Annotated in this window: 14 protein-coding genes; 3 read left to right on the top strand and 11 right to left on the bottom strand. The window is 63.8% G+C overall.

Features of this window, described 5'->3' with window-relative positions; translation table 11 throughout:
- Positions 1 to 294 precede the first annotated feature (294 nt).
- From EOD07_RS37565 to EOD07_RS08595, 6 genes are all read right to left on the bottom strand, one after another.
- Positions 295 to 1,041, bottom strand: coding sequence for a hypothetical protein (locus tag EOD07_RS37565; protein WP_164772131.1), 747 nt, complete (start codon positions 1,039 to 1,041; stop codon positions 295 to 297).
- Positions 1,042 to 1,387: 346 nt separating this feature from the next.
- Complete coding sequence (locus EOD07_RS08615) at positions 1,388 to 1,687, bottom strand: hypothetical protein (RefSeq protein ID WP_206519442.1); 300 nt, start codon at positions 1,685 to 1,687, stop codon at positions 1,388 to 1,390.
- Positions 1,688 to 1,919: 232 nt separating this feature from the next.
- A complete protein-coding gene (locus EOD07_RS08610) occupies positions 1,920 to 2,159 on the bottom strand; it encodes a hypothetical protein (protein ID WP_127235104.1) in 240 nt (79 codons plus the stop codon).
- A 270-nt stretch (positions 2,160 to 2,429) separates the two neighbouring features.
- Positions 2,430 to 2,846 (bottom strand): TadE/TadG family type IV pilus assembly protein, encoded by a 417-nt coding sequence (locus EOD07_RS08605; RefSeq protein ID WP_245469963.1) that lies wholly within the window; start codon positions 2,844 to 2,846, stop codon positions 2,430 to 2,432.
- Positions 2,836 to 3,276: a TadE/TadG family type IV pilus assembly protein gene (locus EOD07_RS08600; RefSeq protein WP_206519441.1), complete on the bottom strand. Its 441-nt coding sequence runs from the start codon at positions 3,274 to 3,276 to the stop codon at positions 2,836 to 2,838. Before EOD07_RS08600 ends, EOD07_RS08605 begins: the two co-directional genes overlap by 11 nt.
- Before the next feature lie 5 nt (positions 3,277 to 3,281).
- Complete coding sequence (locus EOD07_RS08595) at positions 3,282 to 4,520, bottom strand: pilus assembly protein TadG-related protein (RefSeq protein ID WP_127235098.1); 1,239 nt, start codon at positions 4,518 to 4,520, stop codon at positions 3,282 to 3,284.
- Positions 4,521 to 4,800: 280 nt separating this feature from the next.
- On the opposite strand from EOD07_RS08595, the gene EOD07_RS08590 reads away from it, so the two are divergent.
- Entirely contained in the window at positions 4,801 to 6,018 is a 1,218-nt protein-coding gene (locus EOD07_RS08590) for a TadE/TadG family type IV pilus assembly protein (protein ID WP_348627742.1), read from the top strand.
- A gap of 24 nt (positions 6,019 to 6,042) precedes the next feature.
- Here EOD07_RS08590 and EOD07_RS08585 read toward each other — a convergent pair whose 3' ends face one another.
- Positions 6,043 to 6,300, bottom strand: coding sequence for a hypothetical protein (locus EOD07_RS08585; RefSeq protein ID WP_348627741.1), 258 nt, complete (start codon positions 6,298 to 6,300; stop codon positions 6,043 to 6,045).
- Positions 6,301 to 6,308: 8 nt separating this feature from the next.
- Positions 6,309 to 6,599 (bottom strand): hypothetical protein, encoded by a 291-nt coding sequence (locus EOD07_RS08580; RefSeq protein ID WP_245469960.1) that lies wholly within the window; start codon positions 6,597 to 6,599, stop codon positions 6,309 to 6,311.
- Positions 6,600 to 6,960: 361 nt separating this feature from the next.
- Here EOD07_RS08580 and EOD07_RS08575 point away from each other — a divergent pair, with 361 nt between their 5' ends.
- Entirely contained in the window at positions 6,961 to 7,341 is a 381-nt protein-coding gene (locus tag EOD07_RS08575; protein ID WP_073987547.1) for a cupin domain-containing protein, read from the top strand.
- 293 nt (positions 7,342 to 7,634) lie between these two features.
- Complete coding sequence (gene dinB, locus EOD07_RS08570) at positions 7,635 to 8,900, top strand: DNA polymerase IV (protein ID WP_127235092.1); 1,266 nt, start codon at positions 7,635 to 7,637, stop codon at positions 8,898 to 8,900.
- 7 nt (positions 8,901 to 8,907) lie between these two features.
- On the opposite strand, the gene EOD07_RS08565 is transcribed toward dinB, so the two are convergent.
- From EOD07_RS08565 to EOD07_RS08555, 3 genes are read right to left on the bottom strand one after another with little or no spacing between them, the layout of a single operon-like run.
- Positions 8,908 to 9,780: an aldose 1-epimerase gene (locus tag EOD07_RS08565; RefSeq protein ID WP_127235090.1), complete on the bottom strand. Its 873-nt coding sequence runs from the start codon at positions 9,778 to 9,780 to the stop codon at positions 8,908 to 8,910.
- A 4-nt stretch (positions 9,781 to 9,784) separates the two neighbouring features.
- On the bottom strand, positions 9,785 to 10,540 hold the full coding sequence (locus EOD07_RS08560) for an SDR family oxidoreductase (RefSeq protein ID WP_127235087.1): 756 nt from the start codon (positions 10,538 to 10,540) through the stop codon (positions 9,785 to 9,787).
- A 10-nt stretch (positions 10,541 to 10,550) separates the two neighbouring features.
- Positions 10,551 to 11,261, bottom strand: coding sequence for an ATP-binding cassette domain-containing protein (locus EOD07_RS08555; protein WP_127235084.1), 711 nt, complete (start codon positions 11,259 to 11,261; stop codon positions 10,551 to 10,553).
- Between the last annotated feature and the right edge of the window lie 2 nt (positions 11,262 to 11,263).

Here is an 11,263-nt window from a genome sequence, read left to right as displayed (position 1 = left end):
GTCCCACCGGGGGGCAGCGGGGCTGGCCATGCGCTATCCGGCCATGTGGCCATGAAAGGCAAGCACAGGGAGTGCACCGGTGACTTAGGCGCCGTGGGCCGTCGAGCACAAGGCGACTGAGGTCCGACGCGCTGCCGCATTTGGCCCGCCTCCCCCAGCCCAAGCCGATAAGGACGAAAACACCGAGGCGAACCGTTCTTGTTCCTGAGATGGGTGATCACTGCCCCGACAAAAAAAGCCGCCGGGCGAGGCCCGGCGGCGTCTTCGTTCGCCCTCTGGTCGGTTCGACCGGCCTTATGGGGTCGTTGTGGTCGATGTGGTCGTCGTCGCCGTGGCAGCGGCAACGGCGTCGATCTTGCCCGCCAGCGTGTCCTTCGCCCAAGCGGTGACGTCGGCGTCGACCGGCTTGTTGGCCATGTCGGCGAGAGCGGTATCCAGGGACGCGTCGGTGGGAGGCGGTGTATTCTCAGCCGCGGTGGTAGCGGCGGCGAGCGCCTTATTTGCGGCGTCCAAGGCATCGAGCTGCGCCTGGGTCGGGGTCTGGCCGGCGGCTTCGGTCTCGGCGATCGAAGCGGTGGCGGCATCCACGGCCTTCTGCGCGGCCTCCACCGCGGCTTGCGCGTTCTGGGCGGCCGCGGCCTGCGTCACGTAAGCCTGGATGCCGGCGAATTTCTTGCTTTTGGAATTCATGTAGGCGTTGATATTGCGCTGCAGCGAGTTCAGCCGGCCGAGCTTGGCGTGAAGGTTCTTCTCCTTCGGCGTGGCAGCCGTGGTCGTATCGTCGGTCGAACTGTCGTCCGAAGCGCTGTCGGTGCCCTTGTTGTGGCCCGGGGCCGTGGCCGACTTGCCGTGCGAAGCACCGCTGTTGCCGTTGCCTTTACCGCCGGCGTTGCCGCCGCCGTTTCCGTTGCCGCCATTGCCGTTGCCGCCACCATGGCTGCCGCCATTGCCGCCGCCATTACCACCAGGGCCGGCAAGCGCGGGGGCCGCCGCGAGCGCAAGAATGGCAAGGGATGCCAGGAGTGTCTTTCGCAATGTCATTGTGCTTCTCCGCAGATGAATCGTCGCATGGCCCAACCGCTAGGCAGCCTCTTATGAGAATTTCCTAACGGCGTCGGATAAACTTTACGCAATCGCGGTCGCGAAATGGGAGCACGGCGGCCGCCGCCCGGCAATTACCACGAAAAACACCATTAACGTATTGAAAATTAACAGAAATACAAAGGGCCGAGCACCCTTGGGCCGTTTGGAACAATGAGGGCCCTCCTCCCGCCGGACCATGGTCCCAACGACCTTTCCCGCACGGGCGAAGCCACGCAAACCCGGAATGTCCGCCCAGCCCGAGAGCAAGGCCCGGTCGAGAAGGAAGGCGCCCGGTTCAGCGCGGCTAAATGGAAAGATCCGAGGCCTCGGTGTCGCCGGCATCCTGATCCGCGGATGCCGCGGCGTCCGGTTCCTGACCACTCGAACCGGTTGGGGAAAGCACCGTCAGATCCATCCGAGCGATCCGGGACGCGGCCTTTCCTTGCGCGTTCGGATCGCTGGCATCCGTCTCGGAAACCGAGGCCTTTGCAAGATGGCCAATGCTTTCGGCACTGTTACCCGGGAAGGTTTCCGGCGACGCATGGGTTTTGCCCGGACGATGCACTAGGCTGGTGCCGTGCTGGCTTCCAACAACAGAGGTCATGACTGCGCTCCTGGCATGGACGACAGCAAATCCCTAGCATTCCGGGCTGGCGCCAGCCTTGCGACTTTAGAGATTGCTAAGGTAGCGCGTGACGCCACGTGCCGACCAAGGCGGAGGCAGGGAGCGGTTCCACGGCGCAGTCCGGCGTCCGCTTCAGACAGACCCAAATATTGCGCCCGCCGCCACAGGGGCGACAGGCGCTCGAGAATGGAACGCCGCCAAGTCCGCTTGGCTATAGCAACCAGTCAGTTATGAAGCTGGGAATATGCGTGGCGTGCTGGTCGATCGCGCTGGTCGCGTCGGCCGGCAGAGTGACATCCGCATGTGGCGCGAAATGGTCGCCGGCAGATGAGTGGTCCGCTGCTGCGAGAGCAGCATCGAACGCGGCTGGCGGCAGGTGACCTTTTGCCTGATCGGGCAGTGCGTTGAACACGTCGACAGGCATTGGGAATGTGGTTGGTTTACCTGACATTGAACTCCTCCACTCCACCTCCGCACAACATTAGATCAAACTAATATTTTGTAACAAGCCTTCCATTGGTCGGTAAATTCTTGGGACCGAGTTCCGACCGCCCGGCAACAGCGTGCCCTACAGCGACATTCTTTCCGTTCGCGCGGTCTTCTGGAGCGTTTACCGTTTCGCGGAAACGGCGGACCGCTCTATCTCTTGGTTTTCGACGCAATCCCGGACGGAAGGCTACGGCGAAGTCGCCAACCGCCTACAGTTTTCCTGGGAAGCGCTCTAACCGCCGACCAGCGGCACGGTCACCGAGGTGGTGTAGCTGATCGGGAAATTGCTGAAATAGGGAAAGCTGATGACGAAGGCATAGCTGGCGTTGACGTGGGCCATGGTAAAGCCGCCGCTTGGCGGATCGGTGGTGATGGTGACGCTGACATTCTGCAGCCCAAGCGCCTGCAGCTTCTGCGTGGCGACCGCCTGGATATCGGCCTGGGTCAGCGTGTTGTTGAGCTGCAGCGAACGCGCGGAGGCTTCGAGCGCATAGCGCACGCTGGATATGCTGTTCATCGACCAGCCGAAGGCGAAGATGCCGAACAGAAGCATGATGAGAAAAGGCGCGACCAGCGCGAATTCGATACCGGCGCCGCCGGATTCATTGGCCGCAAATGCCGAAAGCCGGAGTCTTCGTTCAGCGCACACGGACCACCTGCACATGACCGATCGTGGTATTGTCTGGGTATGGGCCGAAGGTGAAGGGCGGGACCCAGGTGCCGGATGCCTGAATCTGGACGTAGACGGATGGCGCTTTCGGTCCACTGCATAAGGTCGACGCATCGACTACGGTGGTTCCGCACTTATAGATGCGACTGATCGTGACCTGCGCGTCGGAAGGCTTGTTCTCCCAACTCGCCAACGCGACGGTCTGGGTTGCGCTGTCATCGGCGGATCCTGCCATCACGAAGTTTGCCGCCGTCTTCACGCCGGCGCGCATCGATAGCGAACTGGCGACATAGGACCAGCCGTCCATAATTCCGAGCAACGCTGCACATAGGACCGGCAGGACCAGCGCCAGCTCCACCGCGGCTATGCCCGTTCTATCGCGAATGGCCGTAAAGAGTTGGCTGGCCACAGGTTTCACTCGACGACCGCAACCGACTGTGCCGCCGGAATGTCCTTCATCCCAAGGCTGGAGCAGTCCTGGTTGATGGTCGAATTGCCCGACCACTGGATGGTGTCGGCGACAACCTGCGTGCAGCCGTTCACCCCCGAGAAATTGCCAAGATAATTGACCTGCTGCCTGGGGAAATAGATGGCGCCCGTCAAAAGCGAGTTCGCGGTGCCGTTGAAGGTGCTCTGCGCCGCCGTTCCCGTCCTGTCGCCATAGAACAGGACGCCGGAATAGGTGCCTGAGGTCGGCGCGCTCAGCGTCACGGTGGCGTTGCCGTTCATGCTGACGGTCGAGCTGCCGGACATGAAGATGGTGACTCCGCTGCCGGAAATGTTGGCATTGGCGTTTATCTTCAGATTGCCCTGCACAACATAAACGCCGGGATCGAGGGTGACATTGCCGCTCAAACTCATGCCGCTGCAATAAGTGCCCGGCTTCAGCGTCGACTTGTTGTCGTTCTGGCAGGGGTTGGAGGCCGCTGGCGCCGGCAGGCTGGCGAACGGATCGGCTGCCGGCAGCGCCTGGGTGATCGGAGCTTTGCAGGCCATCGTCGGCGGATTGTTCAGCACCATGCCGCCGGCCGAAATCAGGCAGTCGGCCTGAACTCCAGCCGATCCCTGCACCTTGATAGCATCGTTGGCAATCGAATTCGCCATGATAACGCAGCCGGTCAGCTTCACGCTGGTGCTGCCGGAAAAGAGCGCCGCCTGGGACGCCGAGGGATTGAGCGCTTCCATGCAAGCCTTCGAAGCATCGGTGATCAGCGCCACCGCCCTCGCCCGCTCCGGCACCTTCGTCTGCGTGAAGATGGAGGTGAACATCCGGTCGAGGTTCTGGTTGAGGATGACCTCCACCGCCTTCTTGGCCGTGTTCGGTCCCGAGGTGGGCGGCGTATTGACGACGATGGTGCCCCCGCCCAGCCCGTTCGAGGCGGCCGACGACGTTGCGGCCGCCGTGATCGCCGCGGTGTCGGACCCGGCGATCTTTTCCAGCGCGCCGGCATAGGCGGCCGCGTCGGCGATCGCCTGCAGCTTCAGGCTCGAATAGTACCAGTAGGAGGTCTCGACGCCGAGCCCCGCGCCGCCGACGACGACCGGCAGGGTGAGCGCGAAAATGGTGGCGACATTGCCGCCCCTGCTCTCGCAAAGGCGTCGAAAAAAAATTCGCGGAAAAAGTTGTCTGAAGAAACGACCCGAAAAGGCCATGGCCGAGCGCGCCCAAGCTATCCCAGTCGTCACGTCATCATTGCCATATGAACGAATGCCTAATTATTTTGCTCGATTTTTGCCGGTAGGACCCCAGCGCGCCGCTGTCCCCACCTTGCGCCGCACGGACTAGGACCTAAGGCCCAATCCGCATCGGACTTAAGGCATAAGTATCGGTAAAAGCTAATATTTTAGCACTTTCTGCATTTTATCTTTTTTGCAAATCGCTCGTTGAGACGGCGCGCATATCACATCTCGCATATCGGCGAGGATGGGCTCCATGTTGGGACGGTTTTGGGCATCGAGGCGCGGCAACTTCGCGATCGCGGCCGCAGTCGCCATGGTGCCGCTTATGCTTGGCGTGGCGGCGTCCATCGATCTGATAGGCACGAGCGACGACGCCGCGCAGCTGCAGAACTCGCTGGATGCGGCCGGCCTGGCGATCGGCACGAAATACCAGGCGAGCATGTCGGCGAGCGACGTGCAGCAACTCGGCCAGACCTTTTTCGCGGCCAATATGAGCGCCGCCGACGCGCAGGAGCTATCGGGCAGCCTCGCTGCCTTCCAGGCCAGCGCAAGCGGCGGTCCGGGCGCCTACTTCATTTCGCTGTCGTCGAGCGTCAGCCGGCCGGCCTTCATCAGCGGCATGCCGGCCTGGCAGGCGACGCGCACCGCCTCGGTCAAGCTCAAACCCGGCGCGCAAGCCTGCGTGCTCGCGCTCGATCAGCACGCCGACAGCGCGGTCAGCCTGCAAGGCTCGACCGATGTGGCGATGAACGGCTGCGTGATCACAGCCAATTCGGACGCGCCCGACGCCATCAGCCGCGGAGGCTCGGCGATCGTCAGCGCCGGCTGCGTCTCGACGGTCGGCGGCACGCAAGGGCTGACGCCGCCCAACGCCACCCTTTCCTGCGGCGCGCCGCATGAGAACCAGTATGCTTCGTTCGATCCGCTGGCCGATGTCGTTCCACCTGCCTACACGCTCTGCCTGCCGGTGCCCAATGGCAAGACGGTGACGCTCTCGCCGGGTACCTATTGCGACAAGACCTTGTCGGGAAAGATCACCCTCAATCCGGGCACCTACATCATGCGCAACGTCACCATAAAGCCGGGCGGCAACGGCAGCCTGAGCGGCCAGGGCGTGACGATCTTCCTGATGGAGAACTCGCAGCTCACCATCAACGCCAACGAGCAGGTGAACCTCTCGCCGCCGACGAGCGGTCCTTACGCCGGCATCACCATCTTCCAGGCGCGTGGCAACACTCAGCCCCTGTTGCTCAACGGTGGATCCGGCTCGGTGGTGAGCGGCTTCATCTACGCTCCGGACGCCGCCATCACCTACACCGGAAACTCGGACATGAACGCCCAGGGCAATTGCCTGCGGCTGGTCGGCGATACTGTCGCGATGATCGGGAACTCGGCCGTAAAGTCGGATTGCACGGCCGAACTCGGCGGCCGGACGGCGTATGCGGGCCGGATGATCACTTTGGCGAAATGAGCATCGACCTCCCGTCTGGAGAGATTACGCCAGGTCCATAATATCCGCGCCCGCCTGCTCGTCGAAGAGCACCGCGCAGCCGCGCTCGAGCGCGATCTGCGTCAAGGCGTTGGCCGCATCCTCATCCGACGAGACGAAATCGCCGGTCAGGACGCGCAGTTCCTCGACAGCCTTCGACATCGGCACGACACGCCCGACCAAACGATCGCTCGCGCATGCGTCGATGACGCACAGAAGATCGATGAGTTCGAAATTATCCATGGCGGCCTCCGCCAGCGCCATCCCTTCGCTCATTCAACGGCATGAGCCACGGGCTGGTTCCCCCGCCTGCCTTCATCGGGCGGCCTGACGGGCGCGAGCTTGAGATCGAAGCGGACCGGCAGGCAAGGCTCGACACAGGCCCTGCGCACCGATCCTGTCGCGATCGTGTCGATCGGAAGAAGGATCACCATCTGGGCATGGCGTTGCGGCCAGAGCGGCCTGCCGAAGAGGAGGAAGACGCCGCCGACCAGGCCGGCAAAAAGCAGCGTGGCAAACAGGTTCGCGATGATCTTGCCGGGTTGCATGGCCAGCAACTCCAAGAACGGCTCCTGGAAGGAGTGCCCGCCATATCGCAGGAATGGCGGGCACCCGTCGTCAACCGCCGATGAAGGGACTTTGTCCGGCGGCTTGCTAGCCAATGAAATGGGGCTGCGGTTGTTTCCTGGAAATTGCCACCTCGGGCCTCTGCGTTCGTGCGGTGAGACTTCGGTCCCAACGCGGCCCCGGACTGTCGACCGGAGGCCTGGAACACCACCCTTCCACGACAACGCGCCAAGAGCTTGGCCGGACTCGCCGTCGCTCTGATTACATTAGCAATCCCTCATAACAAGGCTTATGAATACCATCGCGGTCGCCGACGATCGCAACGTCAGGCGCCGCTTCACACATGGGAGGGCTACCATGACCGAAGTTGCAATGAACGTGACAAAACTCGAATCCAAATCGCACAACAATCCCGACGAGGTCCGCGCGCCCGCCAAGACGCGTGTCGAGATCGTCCGGCTGCCGGGCTATACGCTCGGGCGGCTGAATATGCAGCCGGGCTGGAAATGGTCCGAATGCGTCAAGCCGGTGGTCAAGACCGACAGCTGCCAGGTCTCGCATGTCGGCTATGTCGTGTCCGGCTCGATCACGGTGCGGATGACCGACGGCACGCAAAAGACCTTCGAGGCCGGCACTTCCTACACCATCCCGCCCGGCCACGACGCCTGGGTGGAAGGCAACCAGCCGTTCCAATGCATTGAGGTCTTGAGCGCCGAGCAATACGCAAAACCGGCATAGCGCAGTCGATCGCCTTCGAAGGTGAGACGGCAGAAGCTGGGGTCGTCCCAGACCTCGGCACAGAAGCGAAGAGCGGGTCGCCCTGAGGCGCCCCTCTTTTGCTTGCGGCAACATTTCCTCAGGACGCAACCTGCGCTCTATCTGCGGTGTAGCCACAGGTTGTGGAACCTTGCACGTTCAAACGTGGTGGCTTGACAGAGAACTTCTTTTGTTCTCTTTATGTTCCGCTAATTCCCCTTACAAAAGATGCAGCTAATGCTGCAATGCCACACAAATGGCCATGGGAGCGTTTGATGGCCGCCACCACGACCACCGCTGCGGCCGCCACCATCCTGCATGCCGATCTCGACGCCTTCTACGCTTCCGTCGAACAGCTGCTCGATCCATCATTGCGCGGCAAGCCGATCGCCGTCGGCGGCGGCGTGGTGCTGGCCGCCTCCTACGAGGCCAAGGTGTTTGGCGTGCGCGGCGGCATGCCCGGCCGCAAGGCACGCGAGCTGTGCCCGCAGCTCATCTTCGTCGGCGGCCGTTTCAACGAGTATCAGCGCCTCGGCGACGCGGCGATCAAGGTACTCGACGATTTCACGCCTCTGGTCGAACGCATCTCGATCGACGAGGCCTTTGCCGACGTCGCCGGCTGCACGCATCTGTTCGGATCGCCGCAGGAGATCGCGCGAAAAATCCGCGAGCGGGTGAAGGCCGAGCTCGGCTTGCCGATTTCGATCGGCGTGGCGCGGACGAAGCATCTCGCCAAGATCGCCTCGCAGGTGGCCAAGCCCGACGGGCTGGTGGTGGTCGAGCCCGGCACCGAGCTCGCTTTCCTGCACGACCTGCCCGTAACGCTGATGTGGGGCGTCGGCCCGGCGACCAAGGCCAGGCTCGCCGAGATCGGCGTCGAGACGATTGGGCAGCTGGCGCGCACGCATAGCGGCGCGCTGGAGCGGCTGATCGGCCATGCCGCCGGCCAGAAGCTCGCCGCGCTTGCCTGGAACCGCGACCCGCGCAAACTCGAGACGCATCGGCGCGCACATTCCGCCGGCGCGCAGTCGGCGCTTGGCCGCAAGCCCGCGCTGCCGCGCATCTTCGTGCCGACGCTGCTGCATCTGGCCGACCGCGTCGCGAGCCGCTTGCGCGCCAAGGATCGGCCAGGGCGCACGGTCACCGTGCGTGTACGCTTCGCCGATATGCGCGCCGTCACCCGCTCCGTCACGCTGGAGCAGCCGATCCAGGCCACCACCATGCTGGCCGAGATCGCCGAGGAGCTGGTTCGCGGCGTGCTCGCCGCCCATCCGGGCGAGCGGGATATCTCGCTGCTCGCTATCTCCGTCTCGCATCTGGAGGAGCATGCCGACCTGCAGCTCGAACTGCCGCTCGGCCTCGCCGACGAGAAGCTCAGGCCCGGCAGCCGCAAGGGCCTCGCCCGCTTCGGCGCGGACCGCGCCGTGGACAAGATCCGCCAGCGCTTCGGCAAGGAGGCCGTCGGCTACGGCACGGTGGCGCTTGAAGGCGCGCGCTCGGTGCCGGACGGGTTCAGGGAGCTGGCGGAGAAGGAGTTGTAGCGCCTCCTCAATCCGCGCTCACCTCCATCCACTCCAGCCGCATGGTAGCGCTCATCGCCTCCTCATCTTCGAGCACAGTCAGCCCCTCACCCTGATGCGCGTCGACCGGGTGCGAGACCGGCTCGAAGCAGAAGAAGTCGACATCGCGCGACGGCGAATAGAGGATGTAGACGTCGAGTTCCGGCGAAGCGATGAGCGTGACCTTGATCCCGTCCTCGATCTGCGAGATCGAGGCGCGACGGTTCCATCCGTCGAAGGCGTTGTTCACCCACTCCGGCGGCAGCGGCAAGGGACGGTCGAAATCCCAGCCCGGATGCTCGCTCACCGGCACGACGCCGGCAGGCAAATGGCGCTCGTCCTCAAGCCAGACGCGCTTCGCCCTCGCCTTCAGCAGGGTTGTGTCGCCGCGTGGGAACCAGGGATGGAAACCGAGGCCGTAAGGCAGGCGCATACCGGCGCGGTTCTCCACCGTGAGGCGCGCCTCCAGCGCTCCGTTCCGCAGCGCGTAGGCGACCGAGGCCCTGTAGCGATAAGGGCCGATCGCGCCGTCATCGAGGGCGAGTTCGGCTTCCGTGTCGGTATGGCGGACAAGCCGCCACGGCTTCTGGAAACCGTCGCCATGGATCGGAAGAGGTTCGCCAGGCACATTCGGCTCGACGGCATGAAAGCGGCCGTCGAAGGTGAAGCCCCCGCCGGAGATGCGGTTCGACCACGGCACGAGGAGCTGGCAACCGGACGCGCCGGTGCCATCGCCAGGCTTCAGCACGGGAACTGGCGCGGTGCCGACGACCAGAGCGTCATAGCGGGCGATCGCAGCGCCCTTCTCAGGCGCCAAGACCAATCTCGATTGCCCGTCGTTCAGCTCGATCGCGCCGGCCATGCCCTCACCAGCCGCCGTCGACGGCGATGTTCTGGCCGCTGATCATGTCGGAGGCGGGCGAGACGAGGAACAGCACGAGATCGGCGACGTTGTCCGGCTCGATGCGCTTCTTCAGGCTCTGGTTCGCGAGGATCCAGTCATTGTACTCCTTCAACCGATCGCCGAAGACGCGCTCTTCCGCCTCCGAGACCACCGCGCCCGGCGATACGGCATTCACCCTGATGCCATGCGGCCCGAGCTCGCGCGCCAGCGACTTGGTGAGGCCAAGCATGGCGCCCTTCGACGCGACATAGGGCACATAGCCGTCCCAGCGGCCGTTCAGGGTGATCGAGCAGAAGTTGACGATCTTGCCATAGCCCTTGGCCTTCATGCCTGGAGCGCAGGCCCGCGCGAGCGCGAAGGCGGCCGAGGAATTGACGCGGATCTGGTCCTCATACTCGGCGAGCGAGAATTCCTCGAACGGCCGGTTGATGATCAGCGCCGCGTTGTTGATCAATATGTCGATGCCGCCTTCCCTCGCCGCCAGCGCGGCAACCGCCGCTTCGGCCTCGGCCAGCCGGTTGAGATCGCAGCCGACGAAGCCGATATCGCCCGAAGCCTGGCCGACCAACCCGGCGACGATCTCTACCGCGTTCGCGGCATCGGGACGGTCGAGCACCATTACGCGCGCGCCGGCCCGCGCCAGCGTCACCGCCTGGGCGCGGCCGAGCGAGCCGAGGCCGCCCGTCAGCAGCACCTTACGACCAGCGAGCACCTTCATTGCCTATTCCTCACAGCACAGAATGGACCTCGTCGATCGAGGTGTCCGCGACACGCTTGTCCAGCACCACCTCGCCGCGCGCCATCGCCACGATGCGGTCGCAGCAGTCGAAGACGTGGTGCATGTTGTGGCTGATGAAGACGCCGGTCACCCCCTGCTCCTTCAGCCCCCGCACGAAGCCGATCACCTTGTTGGTCTCCTTGACCGACAGATGATTGGTCGGCTCGTCGAGGATCATCACCTTGGACTTGAAATGCATGGCGCGCGCGATGGCGACGCCCTGGCGCTGGCCGCCGGACAGCTCGCCGACGAGGGCGTCGGGCGAGCGCAGATGCAGGTCGACATTGGCGATGGCGCGGATGCTTTCCTCGGCCATCTTCTTCTGGTCGAGGATGCCGACGCCGAGGATCGAGAGCCGGGTCGGCTCGCGGCCGATAAACAGGTTCCTGGCGATCGACATGGTGGGGACCATGGAGTTGTACTGGTAGATGGTCTCGATGCCGAGATCCATGGCGTCGCGCGGCGTGGCGATGCTGACCGCCCTGCCCTCGACCTGGATCTCGCCCTGGTCGGCGCGTTGGACGCCCGACAGGATGTTGATCAGCGTGGACTTGCCGGCGCCGTTGTCGCCGACCAAGCCGAGCGCCTCGCCTCGCTTGAAGTCGAGCGAGACGCCTTTCAGCGCATGCACGCCGGAATACCATTTGTGCAGGTCACGCACCG

The organism is Mesorhizobium sp. M2C.T.Ca.TU.002.02.1.1 (genome assembly GCF_003997225.1).
This window is presented reverse-complemented; position numbering and strand designations above follow the sequence as displayed.